This is a genomic window from Wolbachia endosymbiont of Diaphorina citri (genome assembly GCF_013096535.2).
In the GTDB taxonomy this organism is placed as follows: domain Bacteria; phylum Pseudomonadota; class Alphaproteobacteria; order Rickettsiales; family Anaplasmataceae; genus Wolbachia.
Genome location: NZ_CP051265.2, coordinates 812807 through 831374, shown reverse-complemented (window position 1 = coordinate 831374; position 18568 = coordinate 812807). Strand labels below are relative to the sequence as shown.

Below are 18568 nucleotides of genomic sequence, written 5' to 3'. Positions count from 1 at the left end.
ATTTGGTAAATTTCTTGATATTTATAGCTAAAAAATACCTGATTCAGAAATTTTAATAAGCTAGTGAATACAGCAAGCGTAAAAAAAATTCAATGGATAAATACACTTGCTTGAGTATTCATTATTCTGATATAGTATGCTCTTGTATATATAGAGAGGGTAAACATGTTCAGTATAGATCAATGGCTTTTAGATGAGAGTATTCCATTACATACAGCTGCTTTTCGCGGTGAAATAAGCAAAGTTAGGTCATTACTTAATGCAAAAATTGATATCAATATCAAGGATAGAGCTGAATTTACAGCCTTACATAAAGCTGCTTATTCAGGGCAGTTAGACGTAGTAAAGTTACTAATAAGTAAAGGGGCTGATGTTCATGCAAGAACTATTGAAGGCAGTACACCTTTACACTCTGCTATTATGAGTGAAAACAAAACTACAGTAACGCTATAGTAGAGGAGTTGATTAAAGCAGGAGCTGATCCTGACATAAAAGACTATACTGATGGTAAAATACCTTTACATATTGCTGCTCAAAATGGACTTGTAGAAGTTGTAAAGGTGTTACTTGATACTTAAAAAATTGAGGTTGATGCTAAAGACAATACATTTGGTACAACAGCTCTACAAATAGCCGCACAGAATGGACATACTGAAGTAGTTGAATTATTAATTAATACAAGAAAGGTTGATGTTAACACAGCAAACAAAGATAATTTCACACCCTTGTATTTAGCTGCTCTTTATGGACATAAAGCAGTAGTTAAGTTGCTTCTTAGTAACGGCGCTAAAGTCAATGACTGTAGCACTGATAGGGATCCCTTGAGTGTAGCTGTTAACAATGGCCATAAAGAGATAGTTGAGTTATTACTTAGTGCAGAAGGAGTGAATGTCAACATTGGCAATAGGTTTGGTAATACACCTTTACATGTAGCAGCTATAAACTTACTATTACCCATAAATCTAAAAATGGAGAAAAAGCTGCTATTTTACTAATTCAACTTTCTATTATAAATAGATCTATGGTCTAAAAATGGAATATATGATGAAAAGAACTATAAATACCTCAACTGGCGAATGGGCAGAAAGTGAATTTGGAATTGTTAATTTTGGTGATATAAGATTAAGTAAAAGGCTTCTAAAAATAGTTAATAGTTTTGCTGAATCGCCTGAGCGTTCAATAAATCAAGCTTGTGAAGATTGGCATCAAAGTAAAGCAGCTTATAGATTTTTCCAAAACGATGCCATTTCTGAAAGAAAAATATTAGACAGTCATATAATTAAAACTGTTGAAAGAGCTAAAGAATACTCAACTATCTTAGCTATCCAGGATACGAGTTATATTTCATATAAAAATCATAAAAAGACCGAAGGATTAGGGATTATAGCAGCAAGATTAACATCTAAAACAACTAATTTTAAAACCCATGGATTAGTGATGCATACAACGTTTGCAGTTACAACAGAAGGACTACCTATAGGATTATTGGATCAAAAAATTAGTACTAGACCTTCCTTAACTGAAGACCTAAAGGAGTTGAAAAGAAGAAGCCATAATACTGCTCTTCCCATAGAAGAGAAAGAAAGCATACGGTGGATAGCATCACTTAAAGACTCTACTAAACATCCTGGATTAAAGGATGTTAAGGTAGTTACCGTTTGTGATAGAGAAGCAGATATTTATGATTTATTTGAAGTTGCTTCCACTAATCAATCTCTTTTTGTAGTAAGAGGAAATCAAAACAGAACAGTAAACAAGAAGTCGACTTATTCTGAAAAAGGTGGTGAAAGATTGTGGGATTTGATGAATCGCATGTCTTGTCAAGGAGAAATTCAAGTGAGTATTCCTGCTCGCGATAAAAAACCTCAAAGAACAACAGTTTTAGAAGTAAAGTTTAGTAACTTTGTGATGAATGCATCAAAAAACAACGCTAGACGTAAAACCCAAAAACTTCCTAATTTAAATTTAAATGCTGTCTATGTTATAGAAAGATATCCCCCATTTGGCGAAGAGCCCATAAACTGGATTTTGTTAACAAATATAAATATTAATAATTTTGAAGAAGCAGTAGAAAAAATACAATGGTATTGCTTAAGATGGAGAATAGAGGTTTTTCATAAAATTTTGAAATCCGGTCTTAAAGTTGAAGAATGTAGGCTCCAAACAGCAGATAGATTGATCCGCTTTCTTACAATTATGAGTATAATTGCATGGAGAATATTTTTTATTACATTGGTAGCTAGAACAAATCCGAATCTTTCTTGCACTGTCATACTGACTGATGACGAATGGAAGGTTTTATATACCAAAATGCTTAAGACAAAAAACTATCCTGAGACTCCACCACCTATAAGAGAAATTGTGAGGTGGGTGGCCAAGTTAGGAGGGTTTTTAGCTCGCAAAAATGACTTAGAACCAGGTCCTATAGCCTTGTGGAAGGGATGGAAACGTCTCTTTGATTTAGCAGAAGGATGGAGACTTGCTCATGAATTCTATACTTGTGGGTAATAGTAAGAGCTATAAAAGGCCATGAAGAAATAGCAAGATTATTGCTAAAAAAAGGTGCTGATGCTAATATTAAAAACCATTCAGGAGATACTCCTTTACAAGCAACTGCTAAGAGCAATAAAAATAGTGGCTAGTATAATGATAGCCCAAATCTACAAGCATTCCAGACATTCCTTGGGTTAACTGATCCGGATGCATTACGTTCATTTCAGCAATTTCTTGGGCAAAGAAAAGTTATGGAGCTTTTGGTAAAACATATGAAAGACACCAGACCTAGCTCATCAGTAGATGAAGTTGACTTATCAAAAATTAATATATCCGGACCTAGCAAGTGATGTATATTAGTTAAGAGAGAGGCACTTACACAGTAGAGCTTTCCATACGTATCTGTTCAAGCAGAGTGGAAAAATAAGATAGACGAGAAAAGACAATTATAGGAATGAATAGTGTCATGAAAGTAGATGATACTAAAAAGGCTACTTGAATAACAAACTAGAAAGGAATGGGTGTAATGCCAGTGCCCAGACACTGGCATCCAGTTAAATTTACGGAGTATAATGGGTTCCAGGTCAACTACTTGAATGCAACGTCTTGATACATGATCAGAATTCCTAGATCCCAGTGTCAAGCACTGGGATGACATTATGGAAACTGAGATGACAAAAAAGGAAGCACTGGTTTCATATGCATCTGAACAGATGCTATTTTTTACAATTAAGGATATAACTGCTCTATTTTCCAATTGCTTTTCTCAACAAGAGTATATCTAAATCTAGTGTGTTTCCTATATTCACCTTCTTGCCAAAATTCAATTACCTTTGGGATTACGCAAAATCCCACCCAAAAGTCAGGACGAGAAACTTGTGTATTGTGGAATTCTTTCTCCTTCAATTTTATAGCTTGCTCAAAATCTTGCCAATTTTTCAGAACACTCGATTGTTTTGAGCACCACGCGCTAATTTGACTATCGCGTGCTCGAGAAGAGAAATATTCGTCAGCCTTTTTGCCGCTTAGAAGCCTAACTTCTCCTTCAATTCGTACTTGTCTAGAAAATTCTGTCCAATGAAATACGAGTGCAGCTTTGGGGTTCTCAGTCAATTCTTTTCCTTTTCTACTGTTTACGTTAGTAAAGAACACAAAACCTTCCTTACTATATTCCTTTAGTAATACCACTCTTGCAGATGGAACGCAGTCTTTGCTACACGTTGCTAGCGTCATTGCAGTTGACTCTTTACACGGAAAATTAAGTACTTCTTGATACCACTTTGAAAACAAATCAAAAGGATCTTTTTCAGGTAAGAGTGTCATATGCAAAAATAAAATTTAATTCTGACATGCATTGCAAAAATAAGTGCTACGACCATTTTGTCGTATAAGTGTTATGATATTGTTGCAGATTCTGCAAGGTTTTTGCACTTTACCATATACGTAAAAGTTATTTTGAAAGTATCCAGCAGATCCAGATGGCTGTGCATAATCTTTCAGTGTTGAACCACCAGCAGCAATTGCATCACTCAGAGTATTTTTTATTTCGATAGCAAGTTTTTCGCACTCTATATATGTTAAATCTTGTGCTAGCCTAAGTGGTGATATGCGAGCTCTAAATAAGCTCTCAGAAGCATATATGTTACCTACGCCAACTATTAGCTTATTATTCATTAATACTGATTTGATATTTGCTTTTCTGTTCTTTAGCAACTTCTGTAAATAATGTCCGTCAAATTCATCTGTGAGGGGTTCTATTCCTAGGTTATTAAAAAAATTTAGTTCTTGCTCTCTGTTTAAAACAATCACTAATCCAAACCTTCTTGGGTCATTAAAGATTACCGAAGTGTTGTCAGAAAATAAGAATATCACATGATCATGTTTGTTCTGTGCTTGATTGTCTTCAGCATATATAAGCTTTCCGCTCATGCCAAGGTGTATGATTACAGCCATACTAGCATCTATATTCGAGATTATATATTTACCTCTACGCTTGATATCATTTATAACTTTGCCCTTTAGCAAATCATCAATATTCTTCGTTATTGGTACACGCAAATTCCAATTATTGACTGTAACATTACTTATTTTCTTATTTTTGATTTTATCAAATAAGAAGTTAGAGATTACTTCCACTTCTGGGAGTTCCGGCATCTTGTCTACTCTGTTGCTGTTTTTTTCTTTTTAGAATATTTTGCTTTAAAGCTTTTGCCAATCTTTTTCTCTCTTCTTCTTTTTCCTTATTTTTTTTCATGTTATTCATTATCATAATACGTGAACTTGCCGTTGTAGCTCAGGTGGTAGAGTACGTCATTGGTAATGACGAGGTCCCAAGTTCGAGTCTTGGTAACGGCACACTGAATTGTACTCATGTTGTTGTATGTATTCAACGTTTATGATTGTGAGACATTGAAGCTGCCTGTATCTATTATAAAGTAATTAGTGAGGTCTAAAATAGGAAAACAAATGGTAGAAAATGTAATTGTAGATTTATCGCACTGGAAGCAGGATATAGATTTTAAGTTAGCGAAAGAAGATGGAATATTAGCCCTAAAAGACAGGAAAAACGACTTATTGGATAAGTATAGCCCTTCCCATAATACAAAGACAACTTTTGTATATCTTTGTTAGTAGTTAGTATCTTACTTATATACTCTCACTTGAAGTCTTTTTCACAATTACTGATGAGTATCTTTACTTAAAATCAACTACAAAGTTAAAAGAACAAGGTTATAGAGGTTTTCTATATTCTTATCAATAGCGCTGTTACTACAGTAATAACACTAAGAATAACTATAAGTTTCTTTGAATGATAGTTGAATTTTGATAAAAATTTTGAGGCTATAAAAACCGTAGGTACCAGTTGGTTTTTATTAGCTAAAGTAAAGGTCAAGTATCTGGAATTCTGAACATAAAATCCCCCTGTGAAAAAAAAGATTAGAAAAAAATGCAGTGCACATACGACAGAAATTAAGTATGTGTGTATACACTGAAGAGGATACGCTACATTTTTTTATGAGTTTAATAAAAAAGTCTGCAGACAAAGATAAATTTTTGAGCTCTAAAAGTATCTCTAATTGTCATTATAATCAGACTTAAAATATGCGGAAGTAATTTTTAGCTAAAATAAGAATACATTGTAGAAAAAAGAACCCAAAAGTTAGCGTTATTGGTAATCCAACTTGGTGTAACGGCACTGTAGACCTTACAATAAAGACTGAGAGGAAAGTTACAAAGGAAGATTATCATGCTTCTTCCATATTCTTTCTACTTTCTTGTTTTTAAGTAGTTCTAGTGCTTTGTGAAGGTGATACCTTGTTTTACTTGGCACTATTATATCATCAATATATCCATGCGATGCAGCAAAAAATGGATTAGCAAATTTCTCTTTATATTCTTTGATTAACGTTTGCTGGTCTTTTTCATGCCTAAATATAATTTCAACTGCACTTTCAGGGCCCATTACAGCTATCTCAGCGGTTGGCCAAGCATAATTTATATCACCTTTTAAATGTTTTGAGTTCATAACAATATATGCACCACCATACGCTTTTCTAGTGATAAGGCTAATTTTCGGCACGGTCGCTTCAGCGTAAGCGTAAAGCAGTTTCGCTCCGTGTTGTATTATATTATTGTATTCTTGATTCGTGCCAGGTAAAAACCCCGGAACATCAATAAGTGTGATGATGGGAATGTTAAATGCGTCACAAAATCTTACAAATCTCGCAGCTTTTCTTGAAGAGTCAATATCTAAGCATCCTGCAAGGTGCATAGGTTGATTTGCAACAACACCAATAGTATTTCCTCCAATTCTGCCAAAGCCAATTATGATGTTACGAGCAAAATCGGGTTTTAGTTCAAAAAATTTCCTTTCATCACACACCTTTTCAATGAGTTCATATATATCATAAGGAGTGTTAGGATTGGTAGGAACTAGAGTGTTCAAAGATTCATCAACATCATCGATTAAGTCACAGGTTGGTACAGGCTTTGACAATTCTTGATTATTGGCTGGCAAAAAGGTAAGGAATTCACGCATTTTCAGTAGCATTTCAACATCATTATTGAACGCAAAATCTGCTACTCCTGTTTTGCTTGTATGAATTTTTGCTCCACCGAGATCTTCGTGGCTTACGTTCTCGTATGTAACTTTTTTCACTACATCTGGTCCGGTTATAAACATGTATGAGCTATTTTTTACCATGAAAGTAAAGTCAGTTAGCGCTGGAGAGTAAACTGCACCGCCAGCACACGGGCCCATGATTAGAGAGATTTGTGGTATAACGCCTGATGCATTTACATTCCTTTGAAAAATTTCTCCATAACCAGCAAGGGAATTTACTCCTTCTTGAATTCTGGCTCCACCAGAATCGTTTAGTCCGATAATTGGAACCCTGGCATTAATTGCCATATCCATAATTTTGCATATTTTTTTTGCATGTGATGCGCCAAGCGATCCGCCAAAGACAGTGAAATCCTGAGAATAAACAAAAACTTTTCTGCCATAAATAGTACCATGGCCAATTACAACTCCATCACCTAAAAAATCAGCATTTTGCATGCCAAAATCAGTTGCGTGATGTTTTACAAACTTATCATATTCTTGAAATGAATTTTCATCGAGCAATATACTCAGCCTTTCTCTAGCAGTTAATTTCCCTTTTTCATGTTGCTTGTTAACTCTATCAGGACCTCCTCCTTTTTCAGCTTCTAATGTTTTGATCTTTAGAGTTTCTAGTATTTCAGAGTCTTGCATGTAGTAAAATAACTTTCAAATTGGTTGCAAACTTTATTGAGCTTACAAATCCTATTGATTATACACATACACCGTTACTGCATGCAACGGTGTATGTGTACGATAATTAATGCGCTAGCAATTTCTATTTAATATTTTGAGAATGCTGAGACTCACTAACATTCTGTGCACTTGCATTTGTTACACCTGTTGATGGATTGATTGTTATAACTTCTTTTTCAATTCCTTGTAAGTTTGAAGCCAATGAGACCAATTTTGCTAGAGTCATGTCATTATATTTATCCATCTTCTTATTCTCATAATAGCCAATTTTTATTTTTACAGCTTTGTTTTCCTCGAAGTCCTCAGGACTTATATTATCACTTAAATCAGTACAAAATACGTTACCATTTCCACTAATATTTAAAGCAATACTGCAATCTCTATCACCCACTTTCCAGTTAAATTTAATTATACAAGACTCATTTAGTATTTGATAAAGCCTTACACCATCATCACTTTGTGAAACACGCACCAACCTTTTATCTTCTGGAGATACCAATGTAAAAGCTCCAATTTTTAGATTACTATCCTTTAAGGCTTTACCAGGAAATGAGTTATCAAATTTTAACTCACCTCTGCCTTCTTTTAACGATACCCATGCAGTAAATGATTTATCTTCTTTTCCTCTCAACCTCACATCTACAGAATCATTACCTGTATATTCAGCAATTCCTTTTCGAATTACACTCAGAAGTTTCTTAGTTTCTTCATCATTGTCACTCAAAAAAAGCTCCTTATTTGCATGTGACCGGGATGGATCATTGAGATTCTCCAATGCTTTAGCTAAAGTTATATAGTTATATATACGTGTCCTGTTGTTATAAGGTGTCCCTAATTTATAATTTTGAGAAGTTAATTGAGCAACTTGATCGAAATTCATTATTAAAGTTTCATTTGCATTATGCATAGCGCCTCCAATTTTACATAATAAACTTAAGGTAAAATATCCTAGTTTTAGGATAAGTATATAATCTATCAAGTCAATAGTTAAATTAAAAAATTTTGATTATAATTTACTATGTATAAAACACGCTCTTAAACTATGCTGAAAATAGTCATAATAGGCCTTCCAAATGCAGGCAAGTCAACTCTATTTAATAGGCTAGTAAGAAGAAAAGCAGCGGTGGTTAGTGACATTCCAGGAGTAACGAGAGATAGGCGTGAAGGAATTGGAAGAATTAGTGATTTAGAGTTTAAAGTTATAGATACAGGAGGATGGAATGACCAAACCAGTTTTTCACTACAAGTTATTGAACAAATAGAGTTTTCTTTATTAAGCGCAGATGTAATTTTTTTCCTTGTTGATGCAAAAGTGCAAAATGAGCAGAACAAAGAGTTTGCAAAGTGGCTGAAGAGAAAAACGAACAAACCTGTAATACTAATAGCAAACAAATGCGAAAGTCATAAATCGGAAAATGTTGATTATTTGCAGTTCTTCAACTTCATAGGTCCGGTGTATATCTCAGCCGAACATAATCTTGGTATGATTGATCTTTATGATGTATTAGCTGGTGTTATTGAAGATTTTAACAAAAAAACTGAGCTGCCTGAAAGTGAGTCCATTAGACTGAGGATTGCAATCATCGGTCGCCCAAACGTTGGAAAATCAACTTTTTTAAACAGTTTACTTGCAGAAAATAGACTAATAGTAAGCTCAAAACCTGGTACCACGCGTGACTCTGTGGATATTTCATACGACCATAATGGGAAATTAATCACTCTCATCGATACTGCGGGAATCCGCAGAAAGGCAAATGTTGTTGATAACTTAGAATCAAGATTTGTTGAAAAAAGTATAGAGTCAATAAAGCGCTCTCATGTAGTGATTTTAATGCTAGATTCCTTGCTTGGCGTTGAGCAGCAGGATTTATCAATTGCTGAAGCTGCAATTAAAGGGGGGAAGGGAATTATCATTGTTTTAAATAAGTGGGATTTAATAGGTAAGGATGACAGAAGTAAGTTAATAAAATTTGTCAAACAACAGGAAGTGACTCGGTTATTTTTGGAAGTGCCAACTGTAACAATTTCTGCATTGAAAGGTATGCGCTGTGGTGATGTGATAGATAAGTGTCTTGAAGTGAGTGAATCCTTAAACAAGAAGATCAGCACTGCAAAACTGAATAATTGGCTAATAGATGCTGTGGAAAAACATTCTCACCCACTTATAAAAGGTAGAGCAATTAAAATGAAGTATATTGCTCAAATTGGCACCAAACCTCCAGCTTTTTCTTTGGTATGCAACGTCCCGGAAAGTGTTGATGAGAGTTATAAACGTTATTTGACTAATGGTCTTAGAAAAAACTTCTTTGCTCACGGCGTACCAGTCAGATTACTTTTGAAAAAGAACAAAAATCCCTATGTAAAGTAGGTAATCTTATTTAAGTAATATTTTTAATAAATAACATTACTTAAATAAGTAGTTGATAAATTAATATTATATAGCAAAATATTAACTTATTTAGTACTTTTGCTATGAATTATAAAGGACAAGATTTAAGGCCTGGATTTCCACATACTTTCACAGTTGAAACACCTTTAGTATTTCAGTGGCTTCCAAGGCGATATGGATATCCGATCCCAGAAAAATATTTGGAGAGATTGAGCGAATGGGCAAAAAGAGAAGATACGCGTGTAGTGAAGTTAGTAATAAATGGATCTGGTTTTACTCCTACGCAACGTAAAGAGTTGGAGAATAAAATATCAAACAGAGAGTTTAACCCAAACAAAAACATAGAGCTTATAGACTTTAATGAGCTGGATTTAGGAGAGTATGAATTTAGCTTTCACTTACAACCAGAGAAGAAAACAGAACTATCTAAATGTCCTCTATATACTGTATCTCAATATTTTAGAGATCTATACTCTATTCCAGAAAGTAAAAGATTATCTTTTGGTGTTGAGATAGACAGTATGCGTATATTTATGTTGTTAGCACTGAAGTCTCCTATGATCTATTTTGATTTTGATATTTTACCTAAGGGGGACAAAAAACTTGGTGAGATTCAGGCTAGCCAGGGCTTTTTGGTTGCTGAAAATGACAAGACAGGCCACGACTATGACGGTATACCAAATATTGAGAATGCTATAATTGCTGTAAGTGATGCTGGTAGAGTAAAGGTTACGGAATTTTATAATGAGATAAAGCATAGATTTCAAAAGTATTATCCTACGCTCCGATCATCACCGCATCACATTTATACACTAATAGAAAATATTGTATATAACAGTCCTATTAATGAGGTTCTTCCTACTTTTGATTACACAAGTCTTAGCGAACATCTTAATAGATTACAAGAAGAGAAAAGATTGCTTATAAAAGAAACATTTGGGTTTAAAACTAATGGAGGAGAGGTTGATATTCAATATGACAATAGCTGGATGAAAAACAAGGATGAATTGTATACTAAAGAAGAAATTGCAAAAATAGATAGTGACACTAGAGTTGTAACTAGCATGCAAATCAAATCAGTATCCAGTTGTGAGAATATGTATAGAGGTTAAAAGTAGTAGAGTAACACATAGTAAGTGGGTTACATGAAACGTTGTCAAACAAGAGTTGACTCTTCACAGATATTGTAGTAATTCATTAACTATGTCAGATGTAAATAACAGTTCCATAATTTTTCTCTTATCAAGCGCTGTCGCTTTAATTTTTGCATATGTGCTAGAGTATTTTTTCAATATGCTACCGTGCAAGTTATGTATATACGAGCGAGTAGTTTACTATGCTGCAGGGCTACTTGCAGTTGCGTACATGTTCAAAGACAACAAAATCCTAATCTATGCGATGTTTTGCAGCTATCTCATTGGTGCAATAATATCTTTTTATCATGTAGGTCTTGAGCTTCACCTGTTTCATGATGTTTTAGGCTGTACAGAGCAAGCAAGTGGTAACGTTAGCATAGAAGAGCTAAGGAATAATCTATTAAACCCTAACTACTCTCCATCTTGTGGCAGACCTCATTATATTTTTGGTGTTTCGTTAGCAACATGGAACTTAATTTACCTTATAGTAGCTCTATTCTTATCAGGTAAAATGTATTGTAGAGAAAGAAATAAGGTACAACAGTAACTGACTCTGTACTTGTGCGTTACTTGGTGCCGCCTATTCTCCGTAATTTAAAAATTTGGCAAATCATACCCACTGATTCTTGAACAGCTGTACGAACATTATGGTTCAGCATGCCAGTGCCCTCTTTCTTGTTATCCGAGTAGCTGATACTGGGATTCAGTTTGTCCATAGTCTCACCAAAAACGTTGTGTTTTAGCATAATTTTGTGCTCAATATGCTTATTTGTAGTAAAGATTCCAGCATCAAGTGCTGGCCTGAAATTTTAGCTATAAATATTAAGAAATTTACTAAATAAAAAAAGACAAAAGAAACCCCGTATAGCGAGTTTTGACCCTATAATAATTTAAATTGGCGTTGTAATAATGTGCTAGCGCTTATTTTAAGTGCGATTTGGCTGAATGTAGAAAAAATAAAAAAGACATGCAGCTGCTATAATTTTATGTAATTTGCCAATAGATATCTGAGTTTTTTACTGAATTTTGTCGTTGAGACTGCGCGGATCAAAAACAAGGATAAATACTCTTATTGATATAAGAAGAAAAGTGGGAAGGTTTGTCAAGCCGCTTCTATGCACCTGAGCATTGATCATACGGGTTCCATCTGTTATATATAGTTTTTTGTATACGAAGAAAACTGATGAATGAGTATGATATTACAGTTATAGGTAGCGGTCCTGGTGGTTATATAGCAGCAATTAGAGCGGCGCAGCTTGGACTTAAAACTGCAATTGTTGAAAAGGAGGAAAATTTGGGTGGTATATGCTTAAATTGGGGATGTATACCAACAAAATCGCTACTTAGAGCATCTGAAATTTATAGATTAATAAGAAGATCAGAAGAATTTGGCATAAAAGTAAAGGATGCAAGTTTTGATATACAATCAATGGTGAAATATTCAAGGAACGTTGTTGGCAAGCTATCAAGTGGTGTTGAGTATTTGATGAAAAAAAATAACATCAAAGTCCATCAAGGCTTCGGTAAACTTGCAGGTAATCGTACTATAAAAATTCTTAATGACAAAAAGGAGGAGGAAATTTCTTCCAAGCATATCATTTTAGCAACAGGTGTAAGGGCAAGAAATCTTCCTGGAATCGAAGTAGATGGAGATTTAATATGGAATGCGCAGCACGCTATGACTCCAAAGAAGTTACCAAAATCTCTACTAATCATAGGTTCTGGTGCGATAGGAATAGAGTTTGCAAGTTTTTATAGTACTTTGGGAGTTGATGTAACAATTATAGAAGTAAAAGACACTATTTTGCCGCTGGAAGATAAAGACATTTCAAATTTAGTACAAGAGATATTTACAAAACAAGGAATAAAAATATATACGAGCAATAGTGTAAAAACTTTCACTAAAAATAAAGACTCTGTTCAAGTGCAGCTAAGCGGTGGTGAGAATAGAGAATTTGATAGAGTAATTGTTGCAGTTGGCGTGCAAGCAAACACTGAAAATATAGGTTTAGAAAATACAAAAATTAAGTTGAGTCCTTCTGGTTTCATTGAAACGAATGAGTGGTATGAAACAAGTGAATCAAGTGTGTATGCAATAGGTGATGTAGCTGGTCCCCCATGTTTAGCGCATAAAGCAAGTCATGAAGCTGTAATCTGTGTTGAGAAAATTGCCGGTAAAAATGCTCATAAGTTAAAAAAAGAGTGCATACCAAATTGCACTTACTCTCATCCGCAAGTAGCAAGCGTTGGCCTTACTGAGGAACAGGCAATAAAAAGTGGATACGATATAAAAGTAGGAAAATTTCACTCCAACTTTAATGGTAAATCTATTGCACTAAGTGAAACTGAAGGTTTAGTGAAAACAATTATAGACAAAAAAACAGGCGAACTTCTTGGAGCTCACATGATAGGAGCGGAAGTAACAGAGTTAATTAGCAATTTCGCTCTTGCAAAGCAACTAGAGGGAACAGACTGCGACATAAAATCTACGATTTTTCCTCATCCAACTATTTCGGAAATTATACACGAATCAGTACTTGCTGCAGATGATGAGTCGTTAAATAGTTAAGCTAACGATCCATTGTTTTAGAGCTACAATTATCCTGATTAGGCGATTCAATTCTAATAGATTGATTACCAATATCAGATTTTTCTAACTTTTCTTTTAACCCTTCAGCTGCTTCTTTCACTTCAAGCTTTTTTTCCTGATTAAGATCCTCTGGGCTTTTTCTTTTACTGTTTAAACCTTGTTGTCTATCAATATTTTTATTGAGTTGTTCTTGCTGAGGTAGATCAACAACTGAGTTAAAAAGAGCTTTTATTATGTTTTTTAATAAACCTCCGCTTCTGCTTTGCTCTTGAGGCTTATTTTTTACGTTAGATTCTTTTTTACTGTCACTACTTTTAGGCATTTTTAACTCAACTATCATAAAGCTTGATAAAATTTTACATGCAGATTATTAAAAAATAATTAACAATCTATTATCAAATTACTACTCACAGATGACTATTATTCTAGCAACAGGCGGTACAGGTGGACACATTTTTCCAGCTATAACCTTAGCAAAAGCACTAAAGGCACAAGAACACAATTGTATATTATTCACTGATCAAAAAACCATCAATGTAGAAAATTATATTTTACCATTGTGCAAGCCAAGTGGCAACAAATTGAAGTTTCTCTTTTTGTTAATGTATAGTTGTGTATTAGCACTGTATCAAACGAGAAAATTAAAACCAAAGCTAATCATTGGTTTTGGTAGCTACGCTTCTTTTCCAACTCTTCTTGCAGCAAAGATTCTTTCTATACCTATAGTTTTACATGAACAAAACACAGTTTTAGGGAGGGTAAATAGATTCTTTTTCAAGAGTGCAAAATTAATTGCAACTAGCTTTCCAGAGACTAAGTATGCAGAAGGTAGTAAATGCGTTTTTACAGGAAATTTTGTCGATATAGAAGCACAAGGCTATTCTAGAGCTGAAACAGTTTTAAACGTGTTAATAATAGCAGGCAGTCAGGGTGCAAATTTTTTTGATGATGTAGTGAGCAGCGTAATTTGTGATCTACCTGTTGAAGTAAAAGAGAGGATTAGAGTAACGCAGCAATGTACGAAGAAAAATATAAACAAGGTCAAGAGTCTATACAAAAGTGAAGGAATTGATTGTGAGTTAAGTGAGTTTTTCGATGATATGGAAAATAAACTGGCCAATGCTCATTTGGTAATTAGCAGAGCGGGGGCAACTTCAATAGCAGAGATTACTCTTGCTGAGCGTCCTGCTGTATATATTCCTTATCCTCACTCAAAAGATAACCATCAATTTTATAATGCAAAACATATTGAAGATTCGGGAGCAGCTGTAATGGTTGAGCAAAATAGTAACGCGAAAAAGAATCTAGGAGAGTTGCTAGTTGATTTATTGCAAAATTGTCAAAAATTGCGTGATATGGCTAATAATACTAAGAAAACAAGAATAAGGAATGGAGTTACTGAATTTATTAAGGCAATAGCTCAAGAACTTAGTTGACGAATTGCTTTTTCTTCAAATGCATCCCATAGTTCTTTTTCTAGTGATTTACTATACAACTTATTGATATAAACTACTCCTGTAGGCGAAGTTGTGTTAATTTCAAGAAGGAAGTCATCTATAATATCAATACCAACAAATATTAGCCCTCTTTTCTTTAGCTCAGGACCGATTTTATTACATATTTCAGTGTCTCTATCATTCATTTCAATAGATTCAAAACTTGCTCCAAGCCTCATATTTGTTCTGATTTCTCCGCTAGACTTTGGAACTCGCTTCATTACTCCTATTGGCTTTCCATCCAGTAGCAGTATTCTTTTATCTGTATTTATCTTTTTACAAAATGCTTGTGCAATTACAGGACATTCATATTTTGCAATCATGAGATCGACTACCACTTGAATGCTATTTTGGTCTTGTATTCTTATTACGTCATTTCCTCCATAGCTATATAGTGGTTTCAAGATGATATCCTGATAGTCGTGACAAAAATTTCTAATCATCGATATATTTTCAGTGATCAAAGTTGGAGGAATTAGCTCTGGAAATAGTGAAGTAATTAATTTTTCAGGACAGTTTCTTATTTCTGTTGGATTATTTATTACTAACGTAGTAGTCTTTTCTAAGATATAGGTTGTTGTAATGTACCGCATATCAAAAGGTGGGTCCTGCCTGATAAGTATGATATCCATTTCATTCAAATCTATAGTTACATCTTCTTTAGAAGTAAAACCAAAATCATCAACGCTGACTTTCTGAGCAAGAGCAATTGACTGATTTAACTTGAGTGCTAGATTATTAGGAACATAGACAAAAATTTCGTGCTTTCTCCTCTGCGCTTCTTTTATTAATGCAAATGTAGTATCAGTTTCAAAATTTATATTTTCATCCATTTGAAAAGCTACTTTCATTTATCCTCCCTTCCTATTACAATATACTATAGTACCATAAAAGTGTTAATAATGGAGCAAAGTATGGAATTAACAGTAGGAAATAATGCACCTGATTTTAGTTTGCCAACAGATTCTGGCGAAATTTTATCGCTGAGTGAATTTTTTGATAAAAAAAATGTAGTCCTTTATTTTTATCCTAAAGACGATACTCCGGGCTGCACAATGGAGGCAAAAGGCTTTAGAGACAATATAGAAAATTTTTCTTCTCTTGACACAGTGATAATTGGTGTATCAAAAGATAGCGTTAAGTGCCACGCTAACTTCAAAGCAAAATATTCTCTGCCATTTTCTTTAGTTTCTGATGAAAATGCTGAAATGTTGGAAAAGTATGGTGTTTGGGTAGAGAAAAGTATGTTTGGCAAAAAGTATATGGGAGTAGAGCGTACTACTTTTTTAATAGATAAAAAAGGTAAAGTAGTAAAGATTTGGAAAAATGTAAAAGTGAGTGGACATGTTGATGAGGTTTTAGAGGAAGTAAGCAGAATATAAATTAAAGAATGGCTACCCATTGCTATATAAAAAAATTGAAATTACATAATTTCCGTAGTCATTCAAATTTCGAACTGGATTTAGACGATAGATCGGTTGTAATAACTGGTCAAAATGGTATTGGTAAAACTAATATACTTGAAGCAATCTCATTGCTTGCTAAAAGCAACGGAATGAAAAAAGCAAAAATCAGTGAGATGCAAAATAGACTCAGCAATGAAGATTGGGTAGTGTACTATGATTTTTTTAATGGCGCAGAGCTTAGATCAATTGGTATAGGAAAGAATTTTAATAAGAAATTAATACAAATTGATGGGAAAACGCAGTCAAACTACTCATCTTTGTATAGAATATCTAATGTAATATGGCTAATTCCACAAATGGACTATATTCTTCTTAATTCTCCAAGCGACAGGTTAAAGTTTTTAGACCGTATAGTTTCACTATTTGAAGAAAATTACACCTATTGCTACATGCAATATAGAAAAGCTAAACATGAGCGAAGTAAATTGCTTAGAGAGAATATTTTGGACGAAAGTTGGCTCTCTAGTCTTGAAACCGTAATGGCTACCAATGCAATTAATATTTTACGTATGCGATCATCTGTTTTAAAGATATTACAAGACACAATTGATAACCATTCTTGTGAGTTTTTTCCAAAGGCAAGTTTGAAATTTAGCAGTCAGCTAACTTTGAACGATACTGCAGAATATTTTCAGAATCGTCTAAAGGAAAACAGAGAAAAAGACTCATTAACTGGTAGAGTAACCTTTTCTGTACATAATGATAATTTTTGGGTTTTTTGCCAAAAAGGGGACATGCCAATAAATCTTTGTTCTACTGGAGAGCAAAAGCTATTACTGCTTTCTATCATCTTATCTAGTGTAAAAGCAAGGTGTATTCATTACAATAAAGCACCTCTTCTTCTGCTTGACGATATAATGTCGCATCTGGATAAAGATTACAGAAAGGTGTTAATGGAGGAGGTGTTAAGCATTCAATGTCAAACTTGGATAACCGATGTAAATCAAGATAATTTCAATAACTATCTTTGCTCTTTCAAGTTTTTTGAATTATCAAGTAAATAAATTTCAAGCGTGCTGTCATACATCAAGCTCATATTCGGTATGTAAATCTCTAATTAAAGCCTCAGCGTGTTTTTTTTGAACAACTATACTGATCTTGATTTCGGACATTGTGACAGCAAGTATTTCTATCTTTTTTTCGCTTAAAACCTTGAGTGTGCGGTACATCACTTCAGTGTTAGACATAACACCAATACCAATTATTGAAATTTTAGCTATATTATTGTTTACGACATAATTTTCATTTTTGTTCAATAACTTTTTCATTAAATCAACATCAAATTTAGAAATCAAAAAGCTTGACCCATGTATCATGTCAACTTTAACGTTTGCTCCTGCTATATCTCTTAAAGTATCCAGAGTATTTGCAAAGTTAGTAAAAGTTGCAAGAGCTTCGTGAGTGCTATAAGTTATTCCAGTAATTAAGTATCTTTCCAGTACATCTTTTTCGTGTAGTACTGTAGTGCCTTCTACTTCCTCAAAAGTGGATAACACCTGCACCTTAATATTATGCTTCATTGCAAGTTGTACTGAACGATTATGCAATATTTTAGCACCAGATGACGACATCTCCAATATTTCATTGTAAGAGATAGATTTAAGCTTGCGTGCCCTTGGAACAATTTTTGGGTCTGCTGTATATATTCCGTCAATATCAGTAAAAATTTCACAAGTCCTAATACCAAAGACTACAGCAAAGGCAATTGCTGAGATATCAGATCCTCCTCTACCAAAAGTAGTGATTCTATCATCGTGTATACCCTGAAAACCAGCAATGATTGCAGCAGTATAACCCTCAGCAAAAGATCTTTTTACATGGTCAATTTTTATCTTTTTTATTTTAGACTCAGAATAAAAATTATCCGTTACAATTGGTAACTGCCAGGCGAGCCATGATTTAGCATTAACTCCGATAGATTGAAGAGTGATAGCTAATAATGCGCAAGAGATCTGTTCTCCTGCTGAAAGGAGAACATCATACTCTGATAACTCTTGTCTACAATTTAAATTTGAAATTTGCCTAGCTTGAAAAGCCATTTGGTCAGTGAATCCTGCAGCAGCAGATACAACAGCGATTACATTACAACCTTTCTCAATATCATTTTTTATCAGGTTTGCAACTCGATTTAAGTCAGTTAGTGAAGTCCCACCAAATTTTTTTATGATTATTTTGTTCATAGTTACAATAAGGTCAATTT

General features: G+C 34.0%; 21 protein-coding genes and 1 tRNA gene. 14 read left to right on the top strand and 8 right to left on the bottom strand.

Going from position 1 to position 18568, the window contains the following annotated elements; genetic code table 11:
* Positions 1–165 precede the first annotated feature (165 nt).
* Genes HGO49_RS07300 through HGO49_RS03710 form a run of 5 tightly spaced genes read left to right on the top strand, consistent with a single transcriptional unit; the run spans position 166 to position 2642 of the window.
* Positions 166–453 carry an ankyrin repeat domain-containing protein gene (locus HGO49_RS07300; protein ID WP_017531956.1) on the top strand — a complete coding sequence of 96 codons (288 nt, stop codon included), beginning with the start codon at positions 166–168 and terminating at the stop codon, positions 451–453.
* Positions 454–461: 8 nt separating this feature from the next.
* Entirely contained in the window at positions 462–578 is a 117-nt protein-coding gene (locus HGO49_RS07295; RefSeq protein ID WP_017531957.1) for a hypothetical protein, read from the top strand.
* A gap of 3 nt (positions 579–581) precedes the next feature.
* Positions 582–995, top strand: coding sequence for an ankyrin repeat domain-containing protein (locus HGO49_RS07290; RefSeq protein ID WP_237398615.1), 414 nt, complete (start codon positions 582–584; stop codon positions 993–995).
* Between the two features lie 46 nt (positions 996–1041).
* Positions 1042–2508 carry an IS4 family transposase gene (locus tag HGO49_RS03715; protein WP_172758531.1) on the top strand — a complete coding sequence of 489 codons (1467 nt, stop codon included), beginning with the start codon at positions 1042–1044 and terminating at the stop codon, positions 2506–2508.
* A complete protein-coding gene (locus HGO49_RS03710; protein ID WP_017531860.1) occupies positions 2499–2642 on the top strand; it encodes an ankyrin repeat domain-containing protein in 144 nt (47 codons plus the stop codon). The genes HGO49_RS03715 and HGO49_RS03710 overlap by 10 nt, the downstream gene beginning before the upstream one ends.
* Positions 2643–3222: 580 nt before the next feature.
* Here HGO49_RS03710 and pdxH read toward each other — a convergent pair.
* From pdxH to HGO49_RS03695, 3 genes are read right to left on the bottom strand one after another with little or no spacing between them, the layout of a single operon-like run.
* The gene (pdxH, locus tag HGO49_RS03705; RefSeq protein ID WP_017531861.1) at positions 3223–3816 is read right to left on the bottom strand and encodes a pyridoxamine 5'-phosphate oxidase; all 594 of its coding nucleotides are present in this window, start codon (positions 3814–3816) and stop codon (positions 3223–3225) included.
* Between the two features lie 15 nt (positions 3817–3831).
* Positions 3832–4647, bottom strand: a complete 816-nt coding sequence (gene mutM / locus HGO49_RS03700; RefSeq protein WP_026092611.1) for a bifunctional DNA-formamidopyrimidine glycosylase/DNA-(apurinic or apyrimidinic site) lyase — start codon at positions 4645–4647, stop codon at positions 3832–3834.
* Positions 4613–4756, bottom strand: a complete 144-nt coding sequence (locus tag HGO49_RS03695; protein WP_172758348.1) for a hypothetical protein — start codon at positions 4754–4756, stop codon at positions 4613–4615. The genes mutM and HGO49_RS03695 overlap by 35 nt, the downstream gene beginning before the upstream one ends.
* Before the next feature lie 19 nt (positions 4757–4775).
* On the opposite strand from HGO49_RS03695, the gene HGO49_RS03690 reads away from it, so the two are divergent.
* A tRNA-Thr gene (locus tag HGO49_RS03690) sits at positions 4776–4848 on the top strand.
* 111 nt (positions 4849–4959) lie between these two features.
* Positions 4960–5124 (top strand): hypothetical protein, encoded by a 165-nt coding sequence (locus HGO49_RS07285; protein ID WP_237398531.1) that lies wholly within the window; start codon positions 4960–4962, stop codon positions 5122–5124.
* 598 nt (positions 5125–5722) lie between these two features.
* Here the strand turns inward: HGO49_RS07285 and HGO49_RS03680 are convergent.
* Both HGO49_RS03680 and HGO49_RS03675 read right to left on the bottom strand, forming a co-directional pair.
* Positions 5723–7249, bottom strand: coding sequence for an acyl-CoA carboxylase subunit beta (locus tag HGO49_RS03680; RefSeq protein WP_017531865.1), 1527 nt, complete (start codon positions 7247–7249; stop codon positions 5723–5725).
* A 124-nt stretch (positions 7250–7373) separates the two neighbouring features.
* Positions 7374–8198, bottom strand: coding sequence for a hypothetical protein (locus HGO49_RS03675; RefSeq protein ID WP_017531866.1), 825 nt, complete (start codon positions 8196–8198; stop codon positions 7374–7376).
* A 135-nt stretch (positions 8199–8333) separates the two neighbouring features.
* On the opposite strand from HGO49_RS03675, the gene der reads away from it, so the two are divergent.
* From der to lpdA, 4 genes are all read left to right on the top strand, one after another.
* Positions 8334–9659, top strand: a complete 1326-nt coding sequence (gene der / locus HGO49_RS03670) for a ribosome biogenesis GTPase Der (protein ID WP_017531867.1) — start codon at positions 8334–8336, stop codon at positions 9657–9659.
* A 104-nt stretch (positions 9660–9763) separates the two neighbouring features.
* Positions 9764–10792, top strand: coding sequence for a hypothetical protein (locus HGO49_RS07280; protein WP_017531868.1), 1029 nt, complete (start codon positions 9764–9766; stop codon positions 10790–10792).
* Between the two features lie 91 nt (positions 10793–10883).
* Entirely contained in the window at positions 10884–11363 is a 480-nt protein-coding gene (locus tag HGO49_RS03655; RefSeq protein WP_017531869.1) for a disulfide bond formation protein B, read from the top strand.
* A 636-nt stretch (positions 11364–11999) separates the two neighbouring features.
* Positions 12000–13385, top strand: coding sequence for a dihydrolipoyl dehydrogenase (gene lpdA / locus HGO49_RS03650; protein WP_017531871.1), 1386 nt, complete (start codon positions 12000–12002; stop codon positions 13383–13385).
* A 1-nt stretch (position 13386) separates the two neighbouring features.
* On the opposite strand, the gene HGO49_RS03645 is transcribed toward lpdA, so the two are convergent.
* Entirely contained in the window at positions 13387–13746 is a 360-nt protein-coding gene (locus HGO49_RS03645) for a hypothetical protein (protein ID WP_017531872.1), read from the bottom strand.
* Positions 13747–13819: 73 nt separating this feature from the next.
* Here HGO49_RS03645 and murG point away from each other — a divergent pair, with 73 nt between their 5' ends.
* On the top strand, positions 13820–14842 hold the full coding sequence (gene murG / locus HGO49_RS03640) for an undecaprenyldiphospho-muramoylpentapeptide beta-N-acetylglucosaminyltransferase (RefSeq protein WP_017531873.1): 1023 nt from the start codon (positions 13820–13822) through the stop codon (positions 14840–14842).
* On the opposite strand, the gene gshB is transcribed toward murG, so the two are convergent.
* On the bottom strand, positions 14827–15753 hold the full coding sequence (gene gshB, locus HGO49_RS03635) for a glutathione synthase (protein WP_017531874.1): 927 nt from the start codon (positions 15751–15753) through the stop codon (positions 14827–14829). The genes murG and gshB overlap by 16 nt on opposite strands.
* 63 nt (positions 15754–15816) lie before the next feature.
* Here gshB and bcp point away from each other — a divergent pair, with 63 nt between their 5' ends.
* Both bcp and recF read left to right on the top strand, forming a co-directional pair.
* A complete protein-coding gene (gene bcp / locus HGO49_RS03630; RefSeq protein WP_026092612.1) occupies positions 15817–16284 on the top strand; it encodes a thioredoxin-dependent thiol peroxidase in 468 nt (155 codons plus the stop codon).
* 8 nt (positions 16285–16292) lie between these two features.
* Complete coding sequence (recF, locus tag HGO49_RS03625) at positions 16293–17372, top strand: DNA replication/repair protein RecF (RefSeq protein WP_017531876.1); 1080 nt, start codon at positions 16293–16295, stop codon at positions 17370–17372.
* 15 nt (positions 17373–17387) lie between these two features.
* Here recF and HGO49_RS03620 read toward each other — a convergent pair whose 3' ends face one another.
* A complete protein-coding gene (locus tag HGO49_RS03620; RefSeq protein WP_017531877.1) occupies positions 17388–18548 on the bottom strand; it encodes an aspartate kinase in 1161 nt (386 codons plus the stop codon).
* Positions 18549–18568: the final 20 nt, after the last annotated feature.